This window comes from Lysobacter firmicutimachus (assembly GCF_037027445.1).
Taxonomy (GTDB): Bacteria; Pseudomonadota; Gammaproteobacteria; order Xanthomonadales; family Xanthomonadaceae; genus Lysobacter; species Lysobacter firmicutimachus.
On sequence record NZ_JBANDL010000002.1, the window covers coordinates 3,852,597 to 3,878,216 of the forward strand.

Below are 25,620 nucleotides of genomic sequence, written 5' to 3' on the forward strand. Positions count from 1 at the left end.
CGGACGGAAGCTCTGCTTGAAGCTTTGAGCTTTGAAGCTTCACAGGCCTTCGAACGACAGACGCCGCGAGACCGCAAGAGCGCGGTCGCGGCTTACGCCGCTCCTACACACCCCGCGACGGTTTCGAGTTTCGATCGATGGCGAAGGCGTCGATTCCTCTGCGCGCCCCGGGGTCGCGGCTTGCGCCGCTCCTACCCTCGCTCCCGAAGAAGCAGATCAAGCCTCAGCGCCCGGCCAGCCAGGCCGCCAAGCGCGCCGCGTCGAACGGCCAGTCCAACTCGACCCCGCGCACCGGATCGCGCAGCACCGGCACCCGCACCCCGTACAGCGCTTCCAACGCCTCGTCCTCGTCGATGAAGACGCTGTCGAATTCCGGCGCCCGCGCCTGCGCCAGCACCTCCAGCGCCAGGTCGCACAGATGGCAATCGTCGCGTTGGAACAGGATCAGCGCAGCAGGAGCGGTATCGGGCATCGTCAATTCGCTGTGGTATGGCGGAAAACGCGGCAAAGGCGGGGCACGCGCGCAACGGCGCCCGCGTAGAATAAGCGCCCTCCCCGCCCTGGCGCGGCCCCCGGACGCACGGGCGTCCGTCCGCCCGGGACGCCAGCCCCGTCCGACCCTACGTTGGAGCAGCCAACCCGTGGCAGTCAGCAGTTTCGACCTGTTCAAGATCGGCATCGGTCCGAGTTCCTCGCACACCGTCGGCCCGATGCGCGCCGCCGCGCGCTTCATCGAGCGCTGGCTGATCGAAGGCTGCGGCGCCGGCGAACCCGGCGCCGACCTGGCCCGCACCGCGCGCGTGCGTGCCGAGGTGTTCGGCTCGCTGGCCCTGACCGGACGCGGCCACGGCACCGACAAGGCAGTGCTGATGGGGCTGGAAGGCCATTGGCCGAACCAGATCGATCCGGACATCATCCCCGACGCGCTGGAGCGCATCCGCAGCACCAAGCGCATCCGCCTGTTCGGTCGCCACGAGATCGGCTTCGACGAGAAGCACGACCTGATCATGAACAAGCGCCAGAAACTGCCGTTCCACACCAACGGCATGCGCTTCACCGCCTACGACGCCGACGGCGGCGTGATCGCCACTCGCGATTACTACTCCGTCGGTGGCGGCTTCGTGGTCAACCAGGACGAAGCGGCCGAAGACCGCATCGTCGCCGACACCACCGACCTGCCGTATCCGTTCCATTCCGGCGACGAGCTGCTCGCGCAATGCCAGCGCAGCGGCCTGTCGATCGCCGAGCTGATGATGGCCAACGAACGGGTCTGGCGCAGCGACGAGGAAATCAACGCCGGCCTGGACGAGATCTGGAACGCGATGCAGTCCTGCGTCACCCGCGGCATCCGCGAGACCGGCACCCTGCCCGGCGGCCTGCACGTCTCGCGCCGCGCGCCGAGCCTGCACGCCGAACTCTCGGCCAAGCCCGAGGCGGCGATGCGCGATCCGCTGACCGTGCTCGATTGGGTCAACCTCTACGCGCTGGCGGTCAACGAAGAGAACGCCGCCGGCGGCCGCGTGGTCACCGCGCCGACCAACGGCGCGGCCGGCATCATCCCCGCAGTGTTGCACTACTACGACCGCTTCTGCCCCGGCGCCAACCTGCAAGGCGTGCGCAACTTCCTGCTGACCGCGGCCGCGGTCGGCATCCTGTACAAGGAAAACGCCTCGATCAGCGGCGCCGAAGTCGGCTGCCAGGGCGAGGTCGGCGTGGCTTGCTCGATGGCCGCCGCGGGCCTGGTCGGCGCGCTCGGCGGCACTGCGAGTCAGGTCGAGAACGCGGCCGAGATCGGCATGGAGCACAACCTCGGCCTGACCTGCGACCCGATCGGCGGCCTGGTCCAGATCCCCTGCATCGAGCGCAACGCGATGGGCGCGGTCAAGGCGATCAACGCCTACCGCATGGCCATGCGCGGCGACGGCAAGCACAAGGTCAGCCTGGACAAGGTCATCAAGACCATGCGCGACACCGGCCGCGACATGCAGGACAAGTACAAGGAAACCTCGCGCGGCGGCCTGGCGGTCAACGTCATCGAGTGCTGAGCATGCCGATGGCGCCGCGCAGGACGCAGCGGCGGCGATCGCTGCGTTCGAGGCCAGCGTGCCCGGCCGCGCGGATCGCGCGGGCATGACGGCGCTGCGCTGCATCGTCCTGCCCGGCATGGACGGCAGCGGCGCATGGCTGGACGAGTTCGCCACGGCGATGGCGCCGCGGCTGCCGGCGAAGATCGTTGTTTATCCGCCCGAGCGCGCGCTCGGCTACGACGCGCTGGTCGGGCTCGTGCGACCGCAGCTGCCGCAGGCCGGGCCCTATCTGTTGCTCGGCGAATCGTTTTCCGGCCCGATCGCGATCCGGCTCGCCGCCGAACGTCCGTCCGGGCTCGCCGGACTGGTGTTGTGCGCCAGCTTCGCCAGCACACCGCGATTGCCCGGGTCGCCGTTGTCGGCGCGAGCCCTGGCCCGCATCGCCAACGCCTTGCCGTTGCAACGACTGCCCGCCGCCTTCGCCGCACCTTGGCTGCTCGGCCGCTGGCGCACGCCGGCGCGGATCGAACGCCTGCAGACCTTATTGCGCTCGGTCGCACCGGCGGTGCTGCGCCAGCGTCTGCGCGAGGCCGGCCAGGTCGACGTCGGCGACGCTCTGGCCGCCATCGCCTGCCCGCTGCTGTACCTGCGCGCCGAGCACGACCGGCTGGTCTCCGCCGACAGCCTCGCCCGGATCCGCGCCCGCGTCCCGACGCTGAGCGACGTCGCGTTCGACGCGCCGCATTTCTTGTTGCAGGTACAGGCGGCCGCCGCGGCAGCGTCGATCTGCGCATGGGCTGCGGAGCTGCCGGCGCAGGGCTGACCCGGCCGGACGGCTCGTCCGCCAGTCCCCTCCGCCGCTTCGCTCTCGCAACTTCACCGCATTTTGCTCCGCAGCATGTGCCTACTATCGGCACAGCCAGCCGGAGCCTGCCCATGCCCGCTCGCCTGAGTCGTCGCGACTTCCTCAAGTCCAGTCTGGTCGCCGGCATCGCCGTGTACGTCGCCGCTCCCGGCAGCGACGTCCTCGCCGCCCTGTTCGAACGCGAACGCCTCCGCCCGCCGCCGTGGGATCCGGCGCGCGGCCGCTTGCGCTACCGCACCGACGCCACCGCGAAGGTCGCCGGCGAAAAGCTCTTCAGCTACGACATCCGCAGCCGCGACCTGCCGGGTTGGCCAGCGCAGCAAGCGCACGCGATGCTGCTGCGCGCGACCCGCGCCGACCGTGTCTACCAGGGCTTCGATCTGTCGGCGCTCGAGGCCGGCCTGCAGCCCGACCGCGTCGTCGCCGCCGCCGATCTGACCCGCGACGGCGTCGCCCTGCCGCCGTTCTACGGCGAGGACATGCTGTTGCCGCCGGGCAAGACCCCGGCCTACCTCGGCCAGGCCGTCGCCCTGCTGATCTGGCACGACTTCGCCCGCTTCCGCGCGGCCAAGACCCGGCTCAAGTTCCGCGACGACCTGATCCGCTGGGGCGCGCAGACCGGCCCGATCGAACGCGAGCCCTGGGCCAGCTTCCGCTACGTGCGCGTCGGCGGCGCTACCGCGTTCGACGACGATGCCTATTCCAGCCTCAAGGACACGCCGCTGTTCCCGGCCGGCTATCGCAAGCAACTGCCGCAGTGGCCCGCGGCCGACGCGGCCGGCAAGCTCGACGCCCAGGGCATGGCCCATGCCGAGGCGATCGAGGCCGAACTCAATGCGGCCGGCGCCGGCAAGCAGGTGTTCGAACGCGAGTACTTCTCGCAGTCGATCGACACCGCGGCGATGGAGCCGGACAACGGCAACGGCTGGTTCGACGCCGCGACCGGCACTGTGCACGCGGTGTCGGCGACGCAGTCGCCGAACGAAGTCGCCGAGGACGGCGCGCGCATGCTCGCCGCCAGCCGGTTCGCGGCGAAGGCGCTGGTGCTGCATCCCTGCTACACCGTCGGCTACGGTTCCAAGGACCACAACCCGTTCCCGTTCTACGCGCTGATGGCGGCGCTGTACGGCGATGGCCGACCGGTGCGGCTGGCCAACGATCGCTACGAGCAGTTCCAGTCCAGCCTCAAGCGGCACAGCTTCCGCATGCATTACCGGCTCAAGCTGGATCGCGCCAGCGGCCGCTTCGAAGTCTTCCAGGGCCGCATGCAGGGCGACGGCGGCGGCCGGCGCAATTTCTCGCCTTCGGTGTGCCTGGTCGCGGCGACCGCGGCGCAATCGATCTACTACTTTCCGCGCAGCGACCTGGCCAGCACGGTGATCGCCTCGCGCGCGCTCGACGCCGGTTCGGCGCGCGGCTACGGGACCCTGCAGAGCATGGGCGCGACCGAAATGCTGGTCGACGAGATCGCCGCCGAACTCGGCCTGGACCCGATCGAACTGCGCCTGCGCAACGTGTTCGACACCGGCATGAAGAACACCCAGGGCGCGATTCCCGGCGGCGTGCAGCGCGCCGGCGAGGTGCTGCGCAAGGCGCGCATGCACCCGCTGTGGACCCAGCGCGCCGCGCGCAAGCGCGAGTACGAAGCGGCCCATCCCGGCCATCGCTATGGGGTCGGCTTCGGCTGCGTGCAGAAGGACTACGGCACCGGCGCCGAGGCCGCGTTCGCCGAAGTCGCGCTGGGGCGCGACGGCCGCATCGTCCTGCGCCACATCGGCATCGAGATGGGCACCGGCATGGCCAGCAGCCAGGCCGCGCTGTGCGCGCCGTGGCTGGGGCGACCCGCCGACGAGGTCCGCACCGGCGAAACCGCGTGGCCGGAGCTGCCGATGGTCGCCACCGACGATCCCTGGCTGATGTCGCAGGCGACCCAGGACGCGCATGCCGGCGATCCGCGCTGGACGCCGAATTACGCCAGTCCCAGCAGCGCCAGCAACTCGGCCTACTTCTTCGGCCACGCCACCCGCGAGGCGGCGCGGCAGGTATTCGTGCAAGGCCTGTGGCCGGCGGCGTTGGCGCTGTGGCGCCGCGGCTACGGCGGCGGCCAGCTCGCGCCGCTGTCGGTGCGGCGCGAGGACGCGCGCTGGATCGAAGGCCGCCTGACCGCAGCCGGCCTGCAACCGCTGGCCCTGCCCGAACTCGCCGCTGCGGCCTACGAACTGGGCCTGGCGACCGGCGCAGTGGTGCATACCTTCAATCGCTGGCAATGGGCCGAAGCCGAATTCGCCCTGTCCGGCGACGAGGCGCGGCTGCCGCTCGACGGCCTCGCCTTGCGCTGGGGCGATGGCGCCGGCACCGGGCCGGGCGCGCCGACCGCGAACGGCTATCGCATGCTGCAACGGCGCCGGGTGCACTACCCGCCGACCCAGCGCAACAACGCCGGCGTGGTCTACTACAGCGTGGTCGGCACCCTGGCCGAAGTCGCGGTGGATACCGCGACCGGTCGCGTCGAGTTGCTCAACCATCACTCGATCATGGAATGCGGCACGCCGATCGTGCCCGAACTGGTGTCGGGCCAGTTGCAGGGCGGCCTGGCGATGGGCATCGGCCATGCCCTACACGAGTATCTGCCGTTGTACGAGGACGGCCCCGGCAACGGCACCTGGAATTTCAACCGCTACGCCCTGCCGCGGGCACGCGACGTCGCGGTGTGGAAACAAACCGGCGAAATGCTGCCGCCGCTGTCGGACAGCGATCCGCCCAAGGGCATCGCCGAGGTCACGATGATCGCGGTGGTGCCGGCGATCGCCAACGCCTTCGCGCACGCCACCGGCCGGCGCGTGCGGGAGCTGCCGATCACGCCGGACAAAGTCCTGGCCGCGCTGGCGCAGGACGATGCGGCCGGCGCCGGCGCCACCCTCGCCCCGGAGAGCCGCGCATGAGCGCCGACGCCGATACCCAGGGGCTGCGCAGCCGCCCGCTGCGCCTGACCGTCAACGGCCGCGCCTACGGCCCGGTCGAGGTCCCCGACGACATGATGCTGATCGACGTGCTGCACGAGTACCTCGGCCTGACCGGCACCCGCTTCGGTTGCGGCCAGGGCGTCTGCCGCGCCTGTACCGTAATCGTCGACGACGAGCGCGGCCCGCGCGAAGTGCGCAGCTGCATCACCGGCGCGCACTACTTCCACGGCAAGCGCATCCGCACCGTCGAAGGCCATGCGCGCCGCGACGACGGCGGCCGCATCGTCGAGCTCTCGCCGGTGCAGCAGGCCTTCCTCGATCACTTCAGTTTCCAGTGCGGCTACTGCACGCCGGGCTTCGTCAACGCCGCGACCGTGCTGCTGGAACGGCTGCGCCAGCGGCCGGTAGCGCGCGCCCAGCTGGAAGACGCCATCACCGAAGCCTTGAACCCTCACCTGTGCCGCTGCACCGGTTACGTGCGCTATTACGAGGCGGTGCGGCAACTGGCCCTGGATACGCCAGGGTTGGTGAGCGATGCGGAACCGAAGGAGCGCGGATCATGAGCCGGCGCAACCGCAGGCGGCCGTTGCGGCTGTTGCTGTGGCTGGCGCTGATCGCCGCGGCACTCTGGCTGATCGGCTGGGCATGGTCCTGGTGGGCGCAACGGGGCCCGGTGCAGACCGTCCACGCCAGCGCCGCGCAGATCGAGCGCGGCCGCTACCTCGCCGCGGCCGCCGACTGCGCCGCCTGCCACACCGCCGACGGCGGCGCGCCGTTCGCGGGCGGCGTGCCGCTGGCCTCGCCGTTCGGGGTCATCCACGGCACCAACATCACCCCCGACCCGGATACCGGCATCGGCCGCTACACCGCCGACGACTTCCACCACGCGCTGACCCGCGGCGAAGCGCGCGACGGCCACCAGCTGTATCCGGCCATGCCCTATGTGTCCTATCGCGATATCGCCCGCGCCGACAGCGACGCGATCTACGCCTATCTGATGACCCGCACGCCGGTCAGGCAGGCCAACCTGCGCAACGGAGTCGGTTTTCCGTTCAACCTCCGCAGCGGCATCCACGCCTGGAACGGGCTGTTCGCCGGCGCGCGGGCCACGCCGGCCTCGCAAGGACAGTCCGCGCAATGGAAACGCGGCCGGTACTTGGTCGAAACCCTCGGCCATTGCGGCGAATGCCACAGTCCGCGCGGCTGGCTGGGCCAGATCGACCGCGACCGGCCCTTGCAGGGCAATGCCGACCTGGGTCGTTTCGCCGCGCCCGACCTGACCCCGCACGGCCTGGCCGCGCGCGGCTGGGATCGCGCCGCGCTGCGCGAGTACCTCGCCACCGGCCGCGCCGCACAGGCGGTGGCGTCCGACGAGATGCTCAAGGTGGTCGACCTGTCCACTCGTCATTTGCGCAACGAGGACGTGGATGCGATCGCGACCTACCTGACCGGCGATCGCGCCGCGCCCGCGCTGGCACTGGCCGCGCCGGCCGAACCGCCCGCGCCATCGCCGGCCTACGATCGCTATCTGGCGCTGTGCGCGGGCTGCCATGGCCGCGACGGCGACGGCGTGCCGCATGTCGCGCCGGCCTTGCGCGGCAACAGCGGCCTGCGCGATCCACGGGCGCACAACCTGATCGTCGCCATTCTCGACGGCCTGCCCGAGCACGTCCTGCCTGGGATGGAACGCATGCAGGAGATGCCCGGCTTCGGCGAAGAACTCGACGATGCGCAAGTCGCCGAACTCGCGCAGTGGCTGCGCAACCGCTACGGCGGCCGCAACGACGCCGTCGCCGCGCAACAGGTGCGCGACCTGCGCGAAAGCCGCGCCGCGCACCGCTGAACCTGTACGGTCGAACGCGCGCGGACACGCCGCGTTCGCTGCCGCAGCCGCGATCCGAAGCGTGGACAGGCCGCATCGCACCGGCGGCCGGCGGCTCGGCGAACCTTCGAACCGCGCCACTGCGGCACGCGCCGGATTGATGCGCCGGACACGATTGCGCAACGCAACATGAAGCCGCATGCGAAGACGAGAAGCGCGTCGCGCTTGTCTCGACATGACAAACAATGTCCAACGGACATGGACTTATCTCACTGTTTCTCAGGCTCTTTTCGCGCATGATTTCGCTGCGTCGCAGCAAACGGTCGCCAACTGAACCAACGTTGTCAGCCGATTCTGTGAACTGCAGCGCAAAGGCCTAGCGAGTACGTTGACAACGTTGTCACGCGTCGCCAGTTTGCACACGAACGAGCCGGACGCGCCTGCGCGCCGCTCGCGCCAGACACGCTGCGGCGGGCACAGGAGGACAGCCGCTCTCTCCACAGGGGATCGCGACAACGCGTACGACCGGCCCATCGCACCGGTCGCGCCGCTGCGGCGGCAGTACGCGGCAAGACAGGCAGCAGCACCCGACGGCGCATTGCGCCGATCACTCGAGGGAGCCCGAGCTCCCCGGCAATGCGCAGGGCCAGCAGCCCTTTTTCAAACACGGCGGGGATCTGCCGTCGGCCGTTCGCGGCCGGCGAAGTCTTGACTACGCACGGGAGAGGAAGCACTCATGAGACACGCACGGTCCGCAAACCTGCTGTTGTTGTCGGCGTTGGCCGCCACGTCGTCGCTGTCGACGGCGTATGCGCAGGCCTCCTGCAATGGCGTTCCGGCCTGGAACCCGTCCACCATCTACGCCGCCGGCGACAAGCTGACCTACCAGAATCACCTGTATCAGGCCAACGGCCCGATCTGGAACACCCCGCCCACCCATTGCCCGAGCTGCAACTACTACACCGACCTGGGTGTATGCGGCACCGGCCCGGGCAACAAGCCGCCGACCGTGTCGCTGACCTCGCCCAGCAACGGCGCCAGTTACAACGTGGGCGCCAACATCGCGGTCAGCGCCAATGCCGCCGACAGCGACGGCAGCATCGCCAGCGTCGAATTCTTCCGCGGCACGACCTCGCTCGGCGTCGACACCAGCGCGCCGTACAGCGTGACCTGGAGCAACGCCAGCGCCGGCAGCCACAGCTTCACCGCGGTGGCCAAGGACAACCAGAACGCCACCACCACCTCGTCCGCGGTCAGCGTCACCGTCAACTCGGGCCCGGCCGACACTACACCGCCGAGCGTGCCTGCCGGCCTGACCTCGCCCGCGCAGACCTCCAGCAGCGTCTCGCTGAGCTGGAACGCCTCCACCGACAACAGCGGCGGCAGCGGCGTGGCCGGTTACGACGTCTATCGCAACGGCAGCCTCGCCGGCTCGCCGACCGGCACCAGCTACGTGGTCAACAATCTCGCCGCGAGCACCAGCTACACCTTCACCGTGCGCGCCCGCGACAACGCCGGCAACGCCTCGGCGCAGAGCGCCTCGATCAGCGCCACCACCAAGCCGGCCACGCCGGGCGGCAACAAGAAGGTGATCGGCTACTTCGCCCAGTGGGGCATCTACGGCCGCGGCTACCGGGTCAAGAACATCGACACCAGCGGCTCGGCGTCCAAGCTGACCCACATCAACTACGCCTTCGGCAACGTACGCAACAACCGTTGCGAAGTCGGCCTGACCGTGCCGTCGGATCCGAACACCGGCGTCGGCGGCGACGCGTTCGCCGACTACACCAAGTCGTTCCAGGCCGGCGAAAGCGTCAGCGGCGTCGGCGACACCTGGGACCAGAAGCTGCGCGGCAACTGGAACCAGCTCAAGCAGCTCAAGGCCAAGTACCCGAACATCAAGGTGCTGATCTCGCTGGGCGGCTGGACCTGGTCGCGCGGCTTCTCCAGCGCGGCGCGCGCCGAAAACCGCCAGGCCTTCGTCGCTTCCTGCGTCGACGCCTACATCAAGGGCAACCTGCCGGTCACCGACGGCGCGGGCGGCGCGGGCGCAGCGGCCGGCGTGTTCGACGGCATCGACATCGACTGGGAGTACCCGGTCGCCTGCGGCCTGACCTGCGGCACGCCGGAGGACAAGGCCAACTTCAACGCGTTGATGGCCGAGTTCCGCAAGCAGCTCGACGCGGTGCGCCCGGGCCTGCTGCTGACCGTCGCCGTCGGCGCCGGCATCGACAAGATCCGCGTCACCGATCCGGCGGCGTACCACCAGTACCTGGATTTCATCAACGTGATGACCTACGACTTCCACGGCGCGTGGGATCCGAAGACCAATCATCACTCGGCGCTGTTCGCCTCGCCCAACGATCCCTCGACCGGCGACCAGAAGTTCTATAACTCCAACGACGCGATCGAGGCCTTCCTGAGCCGCGGCGTGCCGGCCTCGAAGATCAACCTCGGCATCGGTTTCTACGGCCGCGGCTGGACCAACGTGGCCAACGTCAACAACGGCCTGTACCAGAGCGGCAGCGCCGCCCAGGGCACCTACGAGGCCGGCATCGAAGACTACAAGGTGCTGAAGGGCAAGCCCGGCACGATCTACACCGACGCCAACGCCCGCGCGACCTGGAAGTACGACGGCAACACCTTCTGGAGCTACGACACGCCGGCGCTGATCGGCGAAAAGATGCAGTACGTCAAGGCCCAGAACCTCGGCGGCGCGTTCTTCTGGGAGTTCAGCGGCGACGACGCCCAGGGCGAACTGGTCAACGCGATCAGCAACGGCCTGAAGTAAACCGATCCGCTTCACCCCCTCTCCCGCGCGGGAGAGGGGCCGGGACGGAACTCTCTCTCCGTCCCGCCCACGGGTTTCCTGCATCGCGAGGCCGGCTGCGCTAGCCCCTCGATCCAGTTTTTGCAAAGCCGCGGCGAGCGATACGCCGCGGTGATCTGCAACGGAGCGCCGATCACCCCCCCGATCGGCGCTCCGATTTCGTTTTTTGTCGCAGCCGGCACCGTTGCCGTTGCCGTTGCCGTTGCCGTTGCCGTAATGAGCTTGGCGCCGCACCGACCTCGCGAGAACGCCCTGAAGCCCCGGAGGGCGGCCCGCAGGGAGGCGGGCCGTGCGCAGCCAGGCCAGGGATGGCCTGTGCGGAGCAGCCCTGCGCAAACCTCGTCCCATCGTGGCTTTTGATTCGAAACAGCCATGGCGTTTTCTTTGGTTACTTTCTTTGTCGCCTTGGACAAAGAAAGTGACCCGGCCGCTTGCGGACGGCGGCTTGGCTTTGGAGCCTTATAGCTTTGGAGCCTTATAGCTTTGAAGCTTCAGAGACCTGCGAACGACAAACGGCGCGAGGCCGCACGAGCGCGGTCGCGGCTTACGCCGCTCCTACAGGGGCGCAGGACAAAGACGCGGCGAACGGGCGAGGTGGCGGTCGCGGCTTGCGCCGCTCCTACAGGCGATGGCTTTGAGCTTCGATCGATAGCGTCGGCCTTGGATTTTCCGCGCGTCCCGTGGTCGCGGCTTGTGCCCGAAGGAAATCCCTGTGGGACGCCGCTCCTACAAGGGAACAGGACAAAGACGCGGAAGGGCGCCGCTCAGCCCACCAGCCGCAGCACGTCGTCGAGCAAGCCCGCCGCGGTGACCTCCGCGCCTGCGCCGGGCCCCTGGATCACCAGCGGCTGGACACGATAGCGGTCGGACCAGATCGCCACCTTGTTGTCGGTGCCGGCGCCGCCGGCCAGCGGGTGATCGCCGGGCAACGACTCCAGCCCGACCCGCGCCGTGTGGCGGCCGTCTCCGCCGCAGTCCAGGCGGGCGATGAAGCGCAGCTTCTCGCCGTTCTTGTAGGCCGCCGCATAGCGCTCGCGCAGCGGCACATCCAGCGCCGGCAGCGCGGCGTCGACCCCGTCCTTGGACAGGATCGCCAGCTCCGGCGGCACCAGCGAGGCCACCTCGACCTCGCCCGCGTCCAGCGCCACGCCGGCCGCGCGCGCCAGGATCAGCAGCTTGCGCCGCACGTCCTCGCCCGACAGGTCGTCGCGCGGATCGGGTTCGGTGTAGCCGGCGTCGCGCGCCTGCCGTACCAGCGCCGAGAAGGGGCGCATGCCGTCGTAATGATTGAACAGCCAGGCCAGCGAGCCCGACAACACGCCGGCGATGGCGTGGATGCGGTCGCCGCCGGCCTGCAGTTCGCGCAGGCTCCGCAGCAGCGGCAGGCCGGCGCCGACCGTGGCGCTGTCGCCGTAACCGCTGCCGCCGCGCGCACAGGCGTCGCGGATCGCACGCCAGCGCGCCAGCGACGTGCCCTGGCCGATCTTGCACGCGGTGACCACGTGGATGCCCTGCGCCAGCCATTGCGCATGGCGCTCGGCGACCGCTTCGCTGGCGGTGGCGTCGACCACCACTCGCGCGCCGTCGCCGGCCAGACCGTCCCAGGACAGAGCCGCGGCGACGTCGTCGAGCGAACTGGGCCGATCGCTGGCGGTCAACGCAGTGGCGGCACGCTCGGGTGCGAGCCCGGCGCGGTCGACCGCGGCGCGGCGCGAATTGGCGACGTGGACCAGCGACAGGCGCTCGCCCAGGCGGGTGCCGTGCCAAGCGTTCAGTCGCGCGAGCACTGCGCCGCCGACCGTGCCGGTGCCGAGCAGCGCGACCCGCGCCGGCAGGACCGATGCGTTGGCGGCGGCGATGCGCGCGGCGGACGCCGGCGCCGACAAAGCGCTGGCCGCCGCGCTCATCGTTTGACGCGCGCCGCGGTGGCCACCGCCGCCGAAGCGCGCTCCAGCGCGGCTTCCAGGTCGGCGATCAGGTCGTCGACATGCTCGATGCCGACCGACAGGCGCAGCAGGCCGTCGCCGATGCCGGCGGCGGCGCGCGCTTCCGGCGACATCGCCGCATGGGTCATGGTCGCCGGGTGCGCCACCAGGCTTTCCACCCCGCCCAACGATTCGGCCAGGGTGAAACAGCTCAGGCCGTCGACGAAGGCGCGCACCGCATCGACGCCGACTTCGATCTCGACGCTGAGCATGGCGCCGAAGCCCTTCTGCTGGCGCGCCGCGAGCGCGTGGCCCGGGTGCGACGCCAGGCCCGGGTAATGCACCACGCGCACTGCCGGGTGGGCATCGAGCAACTGGGCGATGGCCTGGGTGTTCTCCTGGTGCACGCGCAGGCGCGCATCCAGGGTGCGCAGGCCGCGCAAGGTCAGGAAGGCGTCGAACGGCGAACCGGTCAGGCCCAGCGCGTTGGCCCACCACGTCAGTTGCTGGTGATGCTCGGCGCTCTTGGCCACCACCGCGCCGCCGACCACGTCGCTGTGGCCGTTGATGTACTTGGTGGTCGAATGCACGACCAGATCGGCGCCGAACGCGATCGGACGCTGCAGCGCCGGCGACAGGAAGGTGTTGTCGACCACGGTCAGCGCGCCCTGGGCGTGCGCGGCCTCGATCACGAAGCGCAGGTCGGTGATGCGCAGGAGGGGGTTGGAGGGAGTCTCGATCCACACCACCGCCGGCTTGGTCGCCAGGGCTTCGGTCAGCGAGCGCGGGTCGGTGAGGTCGGCGGTGACCAGTTCGAACGCGCCCTTGGCCGCCAACGCGTTGAACAGGCGCCAGCTGCCGCCGTAGCCGTCGTGCGGCACCACGATGCGGTCGCCCGGCTTGAGCAAGGCGTGCAGCACCAGGGTGATCGCCGACATGCCGGTCGAGGTGACCACGCCGCCGGCGCCGCCTTCCAGTTCCGCCAGCGCTTCGCCGAGCAGGTCGCGGGTCGGGTTGCCGCTGCGGGTGTAGTCGTATTGGCGCTTGTCGTTGAAGCCGGCGAAGCTGAAATTCGACGACAACACGATCGGCGGGGTCACCGCGCCGTAGGCGGCATCGCGGTCGATGCCGGCGCGCACCGCGGCCGTGCAGGCGTTGCGGGTCGGGGGGGTGGCAGTCTGGGTCGAGGTCTGGGTCACGTGGGCCGCTCCGTTGATGTCAATGCTCATGCGGCCACCTGGCTACAGTCGGCCAGCGCTTCGCGCAGGATGGTGTCGATGTCGGTTTCTTCTTTCAGGCAAGCGTCGTGCCCGTAGATCGAGCGCAGCACGCGCAGCCGGGTCTCGCCGCGCAGGCGCTCGATCAGGTCGTAGGATTCGCTGAGCGGGATCAGCCGGTCCTCGCCGACCGCGACCACGGTGACCGGCAGGCGGATGGTCGAAGGGTCGACCTGCTGCAGGTCGATCGATTCGGACAAACGCAGGAAGGCGGTGGTCGAGGTGCGGGCGACGTACTTGTGGCCGCAGTGGTCGAGGTAATCCTCGGCGGCGACGCGGACCCGGCCGTCCCGCACTTGCGCAGGGCCGAAACGCTCGGCGAACTCTTCCGGGGTGCGGTAGCTCAGCACCGCCAGCTCGCGCGCCAGCGCCAGCCCCTGGCTCTCGTCGCACTGCAGCGCGCCGAGCGCGACCGCGCGGCGCTGCAGGGCGCGCCACGCCGCGGCATAGGGGTGGGCGCGGTGAGTGCCGCTGATCGAGATCAGCTCGCCCAGCCGCGCCGGGTGGCGCGAGGCGAACTGCAGGCCGACCATGGCCCCGTAGGAGTAGCCGATGAAGGCTTGCAGGCGCGGGATGCGCAGTGCGTCGAGCAGGGCCGCGATCGCGTCGGCCTGGTCGGCCGGGTCCAGCGGCGCGTCGAGTTCGCCGTCGGCGCCGATCCAGTCGAACGAGACCAGATGGAAGCGCTGCGGGTCCAGCGCGCGGCCGGCGCCGACCTGGCTGTGCCACCAGCCCGCTTCGGCGAACTCGCGGCTCGGCGCCAGATGGCGGTGGGCGGAAATGCCGCCGGCGACGAACAAGACCGGCAGGCCGGCCTCGCCCTGGGTTTCGTAACGCAGCAGCACGCGGCGGCGGCCGGCGTGACGCAGGTCGAGTTCGATCGCGATCTCGCCGCGGGTCGCGGCGCCGCGCGCGCTCAGGCGCTCGACGGCGGCGACCGGCGCCAACGCGGACGCTTCGTGGGAGACGAAGCGCTCGCTGGCGTCGAAACTGGCAACGGGGCTGTGGGCGAAGCTCATGGCGGGCATCCGATAGGAACGGGGCCATCGAGCTTGCAAGTCGCCAGTGCGCCGCGAGGGGCGCACTTCGCAACCATCTTCCGACCGACGCCTCCACACCTCTGGGGCGGGGGCGGGCCGCAGGAATTGGCACCTTCGCGCGGCTTGCGCCGCGTTGGGTTGCCCCGGCTTCTAAGGGCCTGTCCCTCAGCCGGTCTCGATGGATGGGCACAGTCTGCCGGCGCCCCCGGAGGCTGTCAATCGCTTCATCCGCATATAGCGATTTATTATTAGCCTCCCGATACCGCGAAATCGGACCGCCATCGCAGCCGAAACCCTCCCCCGGTCGCCATCCGTCGCGCATACACTTGCCACGATGAACAGCCGTCTCCTTGCCGTCGCCCTCAGTGCGACCCTGCTCGCCGCCTGCGCCAGCCGCCCGGTGTTGGAATCGGAATCCCGGACCACTTCGGCGGGCCCGGCGCGGCTGCGCACCGTGCCCGAGCGCTTCGTATCGGCGCCCAGCCCGCAAGACGAGCTCGACTCGCTCGCGACCTGGCCCGGCGAAGACGGCAAGACCTGGCTGATCGCCAGCGCCAAGTCCACCCACCAGCTACAGGTCTACGACGCCGACACCGGCGAGCGCCTGCGCAGCGTCGGCGGCAAGGGGCAGGCCCTGGGCCAGTTCAAGCGCCCCAACGGGCTGGCGGTGTTCGGCGACCACGTGTTCGTGGTCGAACGCGACAACCATCGGGTGCAGGTGCTGCGCCTGCCCGACTTCGCGCCGCTGGCCAGCTTCGGCGAAGCCCAGCTGCGCAGCCCCTACGGCCTGTGGCTGAACGAGACCGCGCCCGGCGAGCTGGAAGCCTATGTCACCGACAGTTTCATGTACGGCGACAAGTACGACCGGGTGCCGCCGCTGAACGAACTCGATCAGCGCGTGCGCCGCTACCGGCTGCACTTCGACCAGGACGGCCGCCTGAGCAGCGAGTACCTGGGCGCGTTCGGCGACACCAGCGAAGACGCGGCCCTGCGCGTGGTCGAATCGATCGCCGGCGACCCGGCCAACGACCGCTTGCTGATCGCCGATGAGGACGACCGCCGGCTGTCGACCTTGCGCGAATACACCCTGGCCGGCCGCTACACCGGCCGCCGCCTGCCCGACCGCAGCTTCGACGCCCAGGCCGAAGGCGTGACCCTGTGGAGCTGCCCCGACGGCGGCGGCTACTGGATCGCCGTCGACCAGTTGATGCCGCGTACCGTCTTCCATGTCTTCGACCGCGCCAGCCTGGCGCCGCGCGGCAGCTTCCGCGGCGAGGTCACCGCACACACCGACGGCATCGTCCTGCACGCCGCCGGCACCGCCGGATTTCCGTTCGGCGCCTTGTACGCGGTGCACGACGACCGCTCGGTGGCCGCGTTCGATCTCGGCGAGATCGCCCGCACTCTGTCGTTGTCCTCCTCCTGCCTGAACTGACGCCCGCTCCCGATCCGCCCATGCGTGCCCCTTCTATCCTCGCCGCTTTGTTCTGCCTGACCGCGCTGATCGCCGCCGCCGCGCAAGCCGGCAAGCTGTATCGCTGGACCGACCGCCAGGGCATCGTCCATTACGGCGACCGCGCCCCCGACAAGGCGCCGCCCGCGGAAGTCGAACGCCTCGCCTTCCGCGCCGAGCCCGGCGCGATCGCCCGCCTGCGCGTGCTGCAGGAAGGCGAGCGCTATCTGGCCTGGGCCGACAACACTCTGGCCGGGCCGATCGAGGTGCGGCTGGATTTCACCCACAGCAACAACATCGTCGGCTCGCCGCACCTGCCGGCGCGGGCCATCGTCGACGCGCGCAGCAGCGCGGTGGTGGCGGTGCTCAGCGCGCAGGACCCGACCCGCGGCGGCGACTTCGAACTCAATATGCGCAGCACCCCCGGCGACCCGGACGCGCGCGCGCGCAACGTCGACTACCTGCTGCCGCTGCAGCAGCAGCAGTTCCGCATCGACCAGGGCTACGGCGGCCATTTCAGCCACAACGAGCCCGAACACCGCTACGCGGTCGACTTCGCCGCCGACATCGGCACCCCGGTGCTGGCCGCGCGCGACGGCACGGTGATGCAGGTCGAGTCCGACTTCGACAAGGCCGGACTGAACCTGGAGAAGTACGGCGACCGCGCCAATTTCGTCCGCATCCTCCACGAGGACGGCAGCATGGCCCTGTACGCCCACCTCAAGGACGACGGCGGAGTGATGGTGCGGCTCGGCCAGCGGGTGCGCGCCGGGCAGCAGATCGGCTTATCGGGCAATACCGGCTTCAGCACCGGCCCGCACCTGCACTTCGCGGTCCAGGTCAACCGCGGCATGCGCCTGGAATCCATCCCGTTCCGCATGACCGGCCCGCAAGGCCCCCTGCACCTGAGCGGCGGGGCGCGCTGACCCGGCGCCGCCTCCCCCGCCCCGGGTCCCGCCCGCCTCCGGCGGTCCGCCGCCCTGCCGCCGGCGCGGGTGCCGCCCCCGGGTATAATCGCCGCCTTCCTCTCGACTCCCGACGCGCCCCGGGCGCGCCGTCCTCATGTCCGAAGTCACCCAGCAAGCCCTCCGCCGCCGCACCTTCGCGATCATTTCGCACCCCGACGCCGGCAAGACCACCCTGACCGAAAAGCTGCTGCTGTTCGGCGGCGCGATCCAGATGGCCGGCTCGGTCAAGGGCCGCAAGGCCGCGCGCCACGCCACCTCGGACTGGATGGCGCTGGAAAAGGAGCGCGGCATCTCGGTGACCTCCTCGGTGATGCAGTTCCCCTACGAGGGCCGCATCGTCAACCTGCTCGACACCCCCGGCCACGCCGACTTCGGCGAGGACACCTACCGCGTGCTCACCGCGGTCGACTCGGCGCTGATGGTCATCGACGTGGCCAAGGGCGTCGAGGAACGCACGATCAAGCTGATGGAGGTGTGCCGCCTGCGCGACACGCCGATCATGAGCTTCATCAACAAGCTCGACCGCGAAGGCAAGAACCCGATCGAACTGCTGGACGAGGTCGAGTCGGTGCTCGGCATCCAGTGCGCGCCGATCACCTGGCCGATCGGCATGGGCCAGCGCCTGAAGGGCGTGGTCCATCTGATCAGCGGCGAAGTGCATCTGTACGAACAGGGCCGCAACTTCACCCGCCAGGACTCGACCATCTTCGCCTCGATCGACGACCCGGCGCTGGAAGCGCGGATCGGCGCCGGCATGCTGGCCGAACTGCGCGAGGAGCTGGAACTGGTCGAAGGCGCCTCGCACCCGTTCGACAAGGCCAAGTACCTCGCCGGCGAGCGGACCCCCGTGTTCTTCGGCTCGGCGGTCAACAACTTCGGCGTGCAGCTGCTGCTGGACTTCTTCGTCGAGCACGCGCCGGCGCCGAAGCCGCGCGAGACCACCAGCCGCGACGTGCAGCCGGGCGAAGACAAGCTGTCCGGCTTCGTGTTCAAGATCCAGGCCAACATGGACCCGCAGCACCGCGACCGGGTCGCGTTCATGCGCATCTGCTCGGGCAAGTTCAGCGCCGGCATGAAGGCCTTCCATCCGCGCACCGGCAAGGAAGTGAAGCTGGCCAACGCGCTGACCTTCATGGCCAGCGACCGCGAGATCGCCGAGAGCGCCTGGCCCGGCGACGTGATCGGCATCCACAACCACGGCACGATCTCGATCGGCGACAGCTTCAGCGAAGGCGAGAACCTGTCCTTCACCGGCATCCCCAATTTCGCCCCGGAACTGTTCCGCCGCGCCCGCCTGCGCGATCCGCTCAAGCTCAAGCAGTTGCAGAAGGGCCTGGCGCAGTTGTCGGAAGAAGGCGCCACCCAGTTCTTCCGCCCGCTGATGAGCAACGACCTGATCCTCGGCGCGGTCGGCGTGCTGCAGTTCGACGTGGTCGCTTACCGGCTCAAGGACGAGTACGGCGTCGATGCCAGCTTCGAGCAGGTCTCGGTCGCGACCGCGCGCTGGATCCGCTGCAACGACGCCAAGAAGCTGGAAGAGTTCCGCGACAAGAACGCACTGAATCTGGCCCTGGATGCCGCCGGCCAACTGGTCTACCTGGCGCCGACCCGGGTCAACCTGCAGCTGGCCCAGGAGCGCGCCCCCGGCGTCGAGTTCCTGGCCACCCGCGAGCACGCCCACGCGGTGGCCGTCGACTGATGTCGCGCCTGCGCCAATGGTGGTTGTACTTGTTGAGCAAGCGCAGCGAAGTCGCCGCGCTCGACTACAAGGACGCCTACATGGCCAAGGTGATCATGGACATCCACCGCCTACGCGGCGACAAGGCGCAGGCGCTGGTGCCGCTGCGCGAACTGCAGCCGATCCACCGCATCGACCGCGAGTCGGCGCAGCAGGCCACCCGTGCGCGGGCCCAGGCGCTGGCCGCGCGGCGCGAGGAATTGCTGGCCCTCGGCCGGCTCGATCTGGCCGCGCTGAGCGAGATCATTCCCTCGGTCTCGCAGATCAAGGTGGTTCGCGACGGCGCGCGCTGGCTCGCCTTCGAAGGCAACGGCCGCCTCTATGCGATGCGCGAAGCCTTCGGCGAGGGCTGCGGCTTGCTGGTGGAAGTGGAGGAATACCGTTTCCCCAAGCCGCAGAAGATCCAACGCCGGCTGCGCAGGATCCGCCGCCTCAACGAACTCGAGTGAGCCTCGGCGTCTGCGCGCCACAGGCTCGCTGCCCCCGCCCTCCCGATGCTGCGCGGCAGCATCGACTAGCATCGACCCGGTCGGCCGAGCCGGCCGGCGTCCATACGGGAGGGGGTCATGTATTACCTGGGCATCGCGCTGTGCCTGATCGGCGGTCTGTGGATCGTCGTCAACGCGTTCCGCAAAAGCATCTGGTGGGGACTGGGTTCGCTGTTGATACCGTTCGTGGCGCTGGTGTTCGCGATCATGAATTTCGCCGCCAACAAGATTCCCTTGGTCATTTACGTGGTCGGCATCATCCTGCTGTTCGTCGGCATGCCGTCGATGTCGCAGTACGGCGCCGTGCCGGCCGGCTGAACGCCGACGCTTCCGTCCGCGGAGCCCCGCCCGGGACTCCGCGGACGACGGGTGCCGCAACGCCGGCGTGATCCGGATCGCGAAACCGGACCGGCGTCGCCTTACCCCGTCGGTCGGTTCGCGCCGGGGCCGAGCATTTGCTCCAGACCGCGCTAGGATGCTGGGACCATGACCGCCGCCCACGCCCCCGCACACGGCGACCACTCGATCCGCGAGGAAATCGCCAACGCCCTGACCCACGGCCTCGGCGCCACCGCCGCGTTGGCCGGCGGTTCGGTGATGATCACCCTGGCCGCGCTGTACGGCGATGCCTGGCAGCTCGGCAGCTCGATCGTGTTCGGGATCAGCTTGCTGCTGCTGTATCTGGCCTCGACCCTGTACCACGCGATCCAGCACCCGATCGTCAAGGGCCGGCTCAAGGTGTTCGACCACTGCGCGATCTATCTGCTGATCGCCGGCACCTACACGCCGTTCACCCTGATCGGCCTGCGCGGTCCCTGGGGCTGGGGGCTGTTCGCGGCGATCTGGGGCCTGGCCCTGGCCGGGATCGTGTTCAAGCTGTTCTACACCGGCCGCTTCAAGCTGCTGTCGACCCTGATCTACATCGCCATGGGCTGGCTGGTGCTGGTGGCGATCAAGCCGCTGATCCAGGCGCTGGAACCGTGGACCCTGGGCTGGCTGCTCGCCGGCGGCCTGTGCTACACCCTCGGCACCGTATTCTATCACCGGCCGTCGCTGCGCTACTCGCATGCGATCTGGCATCTGTTCGTCGTCGCCGGCAGCGTCTGCCACTACATCGCGGTGCTGTCGCAAGTGGTGCCGTCGCCGGCCTGAACGCCGCACAGCGCGTCCACGACGCGTTCACCCCGGCTTTACCGGTGCCTGGCGATGGTGAGGCCATCGTCGAACTGGTCCCCACGCGCGGGCCGAACGGAGCGCGCCGACGCGCGCCTCCGCCACGATCGGCCGGCGCCCGCCCGCGATGAGCCACGACAAACCGCCGATACCGCCCTCCACCGCCACCGCGACGCCGTCCTGGCGCGCGCGTTTGCGCCGTCACCCGCTCCGCGTCGGTGTCGGCCTGCTCGCGCTGGCCGTGCTGGCGTTGATCCTGCTGTGGGACTGGAACTGGTTCAAAGGCCCGATCGAGCGCGAGGTCGAAGCGCGTACCGGGCGCCGGCTCGACATCGCCGGCCCTCTCGACGTCGATCTCGGCCGGGTACCGGTGATCCGCGCCGACGGACTGAGCTTCGCCAATGCGCCGTGGGCGCGGCGGCCGCTGATGGCCAGCGCGCAACGCCTGGAACTGGCGATCGAACTGTGGCCCTTGTTCAAGGGCGAGGTCCGCATTCCCGAAATCCGCCTGCGCCAGCCGCGGCTGAACCTGCAGAGCGACGCCGAGCATGGCGGCAATTGGAAGTTCGAACGCGACGGCGACGGCGAGTTGCCGGTGTTCCGGCGGATCTGGATCGACGACGGGCGGATGGAATTCCTCGACCCGGCCGGCAAGACCGATCTGAACCTGCATGTCGCCAGCCGCGCCGCGCAACGCGCCGACGCCGCGCCGCCGGTGCAGGTCGAAGGCAGCGGACGCTGGAAAGGCAATCCGTTCAAGCTGCTCGGCCGCGCCGAATCGCCGCTGGAGCTGCGGCATGCGCAGCGCCCGTACCGCATCGACGTTCGCGCCAGCGCCGGCGCCACCCGCGCTCACGCGCGCGGCGAACTGATCGACCCGTTCCACCTGCGCGACTTCGAGCTGCAACTGGCCCTGGCCGGCACGAACCTGGCCGATCTGTATCCGCTGCTGGGGCTAGCGATTCCCGACACCCCGCCCTATGCGCTCGACGGCCGCCTCAGCCGCGAAGGCACGACCTGGCGCTATCGTGGTTTCAGCGGCCGGGTCGGCGACAGCGACCTGTCCGGCGACGCCAGCGTCGCCACCGGCGGACGGCGTCCGTACCTGCGCGCCGACCTGGTCTCCAAGCGGCTGGACTTCGACGATCTGGCCGGCTTCGTCGGCGCGCCGCCGCAAGCCGGACGCGGCGAAAGCACCAATCCCGAGCTCGCGGCCGAGAACGCACGCCTGCAGGCCAGCGCCAAGCTGCTGCCGGACACGCCCTACCGGCTCGACAAACTGCGCGCGATGGACGCCGACGTACGCCTGCGCGCCGGGCGCATCAATGCGCCGGGCTGGCCGTTGGACGACATGCAGGCCCGTTTGCTGCTCGAAAACGGCCTGCTGAAGCTGTCGCCGCTGAACTTCGGCGTCGCCGACGGCGAGATCCGCTCGACCGTGGTCATGGACGCGCGCCAGGCGCCGATCCGCACCCGTGCCGACATCGACGCGCGCGGCCTGACCCTGGCCAAGCTGCTGCCCAACGTCAGATTGGCCAGCGACGCGGTCGGCAAGGTCGGCGGCCGCATGGCCCTCAGCGGCCGAGGCGACTCAGTCGCGCGCATGCTCGGCAGCAGCGACGGCGAGGTCGCGGTCGGCATGGGCCCGGGCCGGATCAGCAACCTGCTGATGGAATTCACCGGCATCGACCTGGCCGAGATCCTCAAGTTCAAGCTCACCCACGACCGCAAGATCCCGATCCGCTGCGCGTTCGGCGACTTCGCCGTCGCCGACGGGGTGATGAGCGCGCGCGCGCTGGCCTTCGACACCAGCGATACCTTGCTGGTCGGCAAGGGCACGATCGACCTCGCCCAGGAAAAACTCGATCTCACCATTCGCGCCCGGCCCAAGGACCGCAGCCTGCTGGCGCTGCGCACGCCGTTGTACATCGACGGTACGTTCAAGCATCCCCGCGCGCGTCCCGATTACAAGCGCCTGGGCCTGCGCGGCGCGGCGGCGTTGGCCCTGGGCAGCATCGCACCGCCGGCCGCATTGCTGGCGACGCTGGAGCTGGGACCGGGCAAGGACGCAAGCTGCGCCGGACACGCGGCGAACTGAACGCGTGCGCGGCGCCGGCTACAGTTCGGTGTCTCCACCCGGATGGGACAGGTCGTAGACCAAGTTCGCTTCCATGTGGCTGCCATCGGGCAACCGCTGGCTAAGCGCGTACTCGGTACGCCCATCGCGCAGGCGCCGTTCGCCCGCCAGGCGAATCCGATTCAGGCAGGACACGATCACCGCCGAGTTGCCGACCGTGCCGCCTTGGGCGTCGAACGCCAGGTTCTGCAGCGTCACCTCGCGGCCCTTGCGGCAGCGCCCGCGCTCGGCGTCCGGATCGCTAGAGGCTTCGACGCGCAGCAACAGGTCGAAACGCTCGCCGCGGTCTTCCTGGCCCAGGATCGCGACGCGTTCGATCCGCCGCACCGGATCGGCGAAGATCTGATCGATCGGCAGCGCAAACGTGCGCACCGCGGTCGCGATCTGCAGACTCCCACCATCGGCGGCGATGCCGACCTGCGCCGGGCGTTGTTGCGCGCGTCGCGCCGGCAGCGGCTTGGGGCCGGCGTCCTGTGGCGCCATCGGCCGCGGATGCGACGGCGGCGCCGGCGTCGGCGTCGCTGCGGGCGCGCGGCCGGTCGTCTCCGGTGGTGCGTCCGCCGGCTGGCATCCCAGCATGGCGGCGACGAGGCAGGCCGCGACCGGCATGCGCACGGCAAGGAAAGAGCATCGATTCATGGCGGTCCTTCACTAAAGCCAGGGCCGCAGCCCCGTCGCCTCACGGCCCGGCGCGCGAAACCGGACACCCTGCGACCGCGCCGGACGCCGGCGGCGCCGCTGCCGCGCAAGCCGGGCCCGCGTTACATCGTGATGTCCGCGCCCGGATGGCGCAGGTCGTAGACCAGATAGACCGGCCAGGTATCGCCTTCGGCGTAGGTATGTTCGAGGTCGTATTCGACCCGGTCGCCCTCGCGGCGCTCGGCGACCAAGCGAGTGCGCTTGAGGCAGGACTCCAAGTCGTGACTGCCGCTGACCTGGTTGTCGTTGGCGTCGAACGCCAGAGTGCGCAACACCACCTCGCGGCCGTCGCGGCACCGCCCGCCCTCGGCCTTGGGATCGCTGGCGCCCTCGATGCGCAGCAGCAGATCGAAGCGTTCGCCCTTGTCCTCCTGGCCCAGGATCGTCACCCGGTCGATCTTGCGCGCGCGGCCGTCGAACACCTCGGCGATCGCGATCGGGAACGCGCGGATCGCCGTGACCACGTCGACGCGCTGGCCGTCGGCGGCGACGCTGGCCTGTGCCGGACGCGCCGGCGGCGGGGCGGGAGCCGGCTGCGCCGCGGCAGGCTTGACCGCGGCCGCGGCCGGTTCCGAGGCCGACGGCGAACACGCGGCCAGGGCAACGGCCAGGGCGGCCAACGACGACCGCAGCACAACGAAACGACTGGAACGCATGGTGATCCTTCACTCGGGCATGCGACGAAACGTCGCCGCCGCGCAGCATAGTCGAATGCGCGCGCTCTGCGGCAAGGGGCGCCGCCGCGGCCGCGCTCAGCTGACGATGTAGCGCTGCAGTTGGTCGAGTTCGAGCTGCTGGTCTTCGATCACCGCCTTGACCAGGTCGCCGATCGACACCACCCCGACCACCCGGCCCGCATCGATCACCGGCAGATGGCGGATGCGCCGTTCGGTCACCACCTGCATGCAGTGGTCGGCGCTGTCGCCGAGCCCGACCACCACCACCTCGGCGGTCATGATCGCGCGCACCGGCGTGTCCGCCGACGAGCGCCCCTGCAGCACGATCTTGCGCGCGTAGTCGCGCTCGGACAGGATCCCGGCCAGCCGCGGCCCCTCCATCACCAGCACCGCGCCGATGCGTTTCTCGGCCATCAGCCGGATCGCGTCGATCACCGGCGCGTCGGGCCCGATGGCGTGGATCTCAGGGGCTTTCGCCTCCAACAACTGTCGTACCGTGCGCATGGCCGTCTCCTTCCGCACGCTGGGGAAACCGCTTCGGTTCCGAGCATACTCCTGGCGCGGGCTGCCAGGTGTCGATCAGGTACAGCGGCCGCTGTTTGGATTCCTCGTACAGCCGGCCCAGGTACTCGCCGATCAGGCCGAGCGCGATCAGCTGCACCCCGCCCAGGAACAGGATCACCGCCATCATCGTCGGCCAGCCCTGCACCGGGTCGCCGAACAACAGCGCCTTCAGCACCACCTTGGCGCCGAACGCGAACGCGACCAGGGCCGTGGCCAGGCCGAGATAGGTGGCCAGGCGCAGCGGCGCGGTGGAGAAACTGGTGATGCCTTCCAGCGCCAGGTTCCACAGCCGCCACAGATTGAACTTGCTGGCTCCGGCCATCCGCGCCTCGCGGTGGTAAGGCAGGGCGATGCGGTTGTAGCCGACCCAGCCGAACAGGCCTTTCATGAAGCGGTGCCGCTCGCGCAGCTGGCGCAGCGCATCCAGCGCGCGCGGCGAAAGCAGGCGGAAGTCGCCGGTATCGGCCGGAATCGGAGTGCGCGAAAGCCGGCCGATCACCCGGTAGAAGGCATGCGCGGTGCTGCGCTTGAGCCAGCCCTCGCCTTCGCGCTCCATGCGGGTGCCGTAAACGTCGTCGTAGCCCCGACGCCACAGCGCCACGAACTGCGGGATGAGCTCCGGCGGGTCCTGGCCGTCGGCGTCGAGGATCAGCGCCGCGCCCTCGTCGATCCGGTCCAGGCCGGCGGTCAGCGCCGCCTCCTTGCCGAAGTTGCGCGACAGGCGCAGCAGGGCGATGCGCGGATCGCGTGCGGCGAACTCCTGCAGGAGCGCCCACGTGCGGTCGCGGCTGCCGTCGTCGACGTAGAGCACGCGCCCGTCGATGCCGTCGGCGGCCAGGACGTCCAGCGCCGCGGCGATGCGCGGCTGCAGCAGCGGCAGGCTCTGCTCCTCCTCGAAGGCGGCCAGGACGACGGTGACGCGTTCGCGATTCATGCCGCGCATAGTAGCCGCGCGGTCGCGTTGCGGAACGTGA

The 25,620-nt window shown here is 69.9% G+C and carries 21 protein-coding genes and 1 riboswitch; of the genes, 13 read left to right on the top strand and 8 right to left on the bottom strand.

Annotated features, from left to right (window positions below; genetic code table 11):
• Window positions 1-223 precede the first annotated feature (223 nt).
• Window positions 224-472: a glutaredoxin family protein gene (locus V2J18_RS16695; RefSeq protein ID WP_336132385.1), complete on the bottom strand. Its 249-nt coding sequence runs from the start codon at window positions 470-472 to the stop codon at window positions 224-226.
• Window positions 473-641: 169 nt separating this feature from the next.
• On the opposite strand from V2J18_RS16695, the gene V2J18_RS16700 reads away from it, so the two are divergent.
• The 6 genes from V2J18_RS16700 to V2J18_RS16725 all read left to right on the top strand — a co-directional run bounded on the left by V2J18_RS16700 (window position 642) and on the right by V2J18_RS16725 (window position 10,468).
• Window positions 642-2,045 (top strand): L-serine ammonia-lyase, encoded by a 1,404-nt coding sequence (locus V2J18_RS16700; RefSeq protein WP_064748325.1) that lies wholly within the window; start codon window positions 642-644, stop codon window positions 2,043-2,045.
• Between the two features lie 85 nt (window positions 2,046-2,130).
• Window positions 2,131-2,850, top strand: coding sequence for an alpha/beta fold hydrolase (locus V2J18_RS16705; protein ID WP_064748326.1), 720 nt, complete (start codon window positions 2,131-2,133; stop codon window positions 2,848-2,850).
• Window positions 2,851-2,963: 113 nt separating this feature from the next.
• Window positions 2,964-5,834, top strand: a complete 2,871-nt coding sequence (locus tag V2J18_RS16710) for a xanthine dehydrogenase family protein molybdopterin-binding subunit (RefSeq protein WP_336132386.1) — start codon at window positions 2,964-2,966, stop codon at window positions 5,832-5,834.
• On the top strand, window positions 5,831-6,418 hold the full coding sequence (locus V2J18_RS16715) for a (2Fe-2S)-binding protein (RefSeq protein WP_064748328.1): 588 nt from the start codon (window positions 5,831-5,833) through the stop codon (window positions 6,416-6,418). The genes V2J18_RS16710 and V2J18_RS16715 overlap by 4 nt, the downstream gene beginning before the upstream one ends.
• Entirely contained in the window at window positions 6,415-7,698 is a 1,284-nt protein-coding gene (locus tag V2J18_RS16720; RefSeq protein WP_064748329.1) for a c-type cytochrome, read from the top strand. Before V2J18_RS16715 ends, V2J18_RS16720 begins: the two co-directional genes overlap by 4 nt.
• Window positions 7,699-8,413: 715 nt before the next feature.
• Window positions 8,414-10,468, top strand: coding sequence for a glycosyl hydrolase family 18 protein (locus V2J18_RS16725; RefSeq protein WP_336132387.1), 2,055 nt, complete (start codon window positions 8,414-8,416; stop codon window positions 10,466-10,468).
• An 803-nt stretch (window positions 10,469-11,271) separates the two neighbouring features.
• Here the strand turns inward: V2J18_RS16725 and V2J18_RS16730 are convergent.
• From V2J18_RS16730 to metX, 3 genes are read right to left on the bottom strand one after another with little or no spacing between them, the layout of a single operon-like run.
• Window positions 11,272-12,414 (bottom strand): homoserine dehydrogenase family protein, encoded by a 1,143-nt coding sequence (locus V2J18_RS16730; protein WP_064749820.1) that lies wholly within the window; start codon window positions 12,412-12,414, stop codon window positions 11,272-11,274.
• A complete protein-coding gene (locus V2J18_RS16735) occupies window positions 12,411-13,661 on the bottom strand; it encodes an O-succinylhomoserine (thiol)-lyase (RefSeq protein WP_336132388.1) in 1,251 nt (416 codons plus the stop codon). The genes V2J18_RS16730 and V2J18_RS16735 overlap by 4 nt, the downstream gene beginning before the upstream one ends.
• Window positions 13,658-14,728 carry a homoserine O-succinyltransferase MetX gene (gene metX / locus V2J18_RS16740; protein ID WP_079248360.1) on the bottom strand — a complete coding sequence of 357 codons (1,071 nt, stop codon included), beginning with the start codon at window positions 14,726-14,728 and terminating at the stop codon, window positions 13,658-13,660. The genes V2J18_RS16735 and metX overlap by 4 nt, the downstream gene beginning before the upstream one ends.
• 90 nt (window positions 14,729-14,818) lie before the next feature.
• Window positions 14,819-14,934, bottom strand: a riboswitch (SAM riboswitch).
• A gap of 149 nt (window positions 14,935-15,083) precedes the next feature.
• On the opposite strand from metX, the gene V2J18_RS16745 reads away from it, so the two are divergent.
• The 7 genes from V2J18_RS16745 (at window position 15,084) to V2J18_RS16775 (ending at window position 22,667) form a co-directional block, all read left to right on the top strand.
• Window positions 15,084-16,184 carry an NHL repeat-containing protein gene (locus tag V2J18_RS16745; RefSeq protein ID WP_064749819.1) on the top strand — a complete coding sequence of 367 codons (1,101 nt, stop codon included), beginning with the start codon at window positions 15,084-15,086 and terminating at the stop codon, window positions 16,182-16,184.
• Between the two features lie 20 nt (window positions 16,185-16,204).
• Window positions 16,205-17,128: a peptidoglycan DD-metalloendopeptidase family protein gene (locus tag V2J18_RS16750; protein ID WP_336132389.1), complete on the top strand. Its 924-nt coding sequence runs from the start codon at window positions 16,205-16,207 to the stop codon at window positions 17,126-17,128.
• Window positions 17,129-17,264: 136 nt separating this feature from the next.
• Window positions 17,265-18,869 (top strand): peptide chain release factor 3, encoded by a 1,605-nt coding sequence (locus V2J18_RS16755; protein WP_336132390.1) that lies wholly within the window; start codon window positions 17,265-17,267, stop codon window positions 18,867-18,869.
• A complete protein-coding gene (locus V2J18_RS16760) occupies window positions 18,869-19,357 on the top strand; it encodes a hypothetical protein (RefSeq protein ID WP_064749814.1) in 489 nt (162 codons plus the stop codon). The genes V2J18_RS16755 and V2J18_RS16760 overlap by 1 nt, the downstream gene beginning before the upstream one ends.
• 117 nt (window positions 19,358-19,474) lie before the next feature.
• Window positions 19,475-19,714 (top strand): hypothetical protein, encoded by a 240-nt coding sequence (locus V2J18_RS16765; protein ID WP_064749813.1) that lies wholly within the window; start codon window positions 19,475-19,477, stop codon window positions 19,712-19,714.
• 168 nt (window positions 19,715-19,882) lie between these two features.
• Window positions 19,883-20,548 carry a PAQR family membrane homeostasis protein TrhA gene (trhA, locus tag V2J18_RS16770; protein WP_336132391.1) on the top strand — a complete coding sequence of 222 codons (666 nt, stop codon included), beginning with the start codon at window positions 19,883-19,885 and terminating at the stop codon, window positions 20,546-20,548.
• Between the two features lie 148 nt (window positions 20,549-20,696).
• Entirely contained in the window at window positions 20,697-22,667 is a 1,971-nt protein-coding gene (locus tag V2J18_RS16775) for an AsmA family protein (RefSeq protein WP_336132392.1), read from the top strand.
• A gap of 18 nt (window positions 22,668-22,685) precedes the next feature.
• Here V2J18_RS16775 and V2J18_RS16780 read toward each other — a convergent pair whose 3' ends face one another.
• The 4 genes from V2J18_RS16780 to V2J18_RS16795 all read right to left on the bottom strand — a co-directional run bounded on the left by V2J18_RS16780 (window position 22,686) and on the right by V2J18_RS16795 (window position 25,580).
• Window positions 22,686-23,189, bottom strand: coding sequence for a hypothetical protein (locus V2J18_RS16780; protein ID WP_336132393.1), 504 nt, complete (start codon window positions 23,187-23,189; stop codon window positions 22,686-22,688).
• Between the two features lie 278 nt (window positions 23,190-23,467).
• Entirely contained in the window at window positions 23,468-24,061 is a 594-nt protein-coding gene (locus tag V2J18_RS16785) for a hypothetical protein (RefSeq protein ID WP_336132394.1), read from the bottom strand.
• Between the two features lie 96 nt (window positions 24,062-24,157).
• Entirely contained in the window at window positions 24,158-24,586 is a 429-nt protein-coding gene (locus V2J18_RS16790; protein WP_064749808.1) for a CBS domain-containing protein, read from the bottom strand.
• Complete coding sequence (locus V2J18_RS16795) at window positions 24,546-25,580, bottom strand: glycosyltransferase family 2 protein (protein WP_336132395.1); 1,035 nt, start codon at window positions 25,578-25,580, stop codon at window positions 24,546-24,548. The genes V2J18_RS16790 and V2J18_RS16795 overlap by 41 nt, the downstream gene beginning before the upstream one ends.
• Window positions 25,581-25,620: the final 40 nt, after the last annotated feature.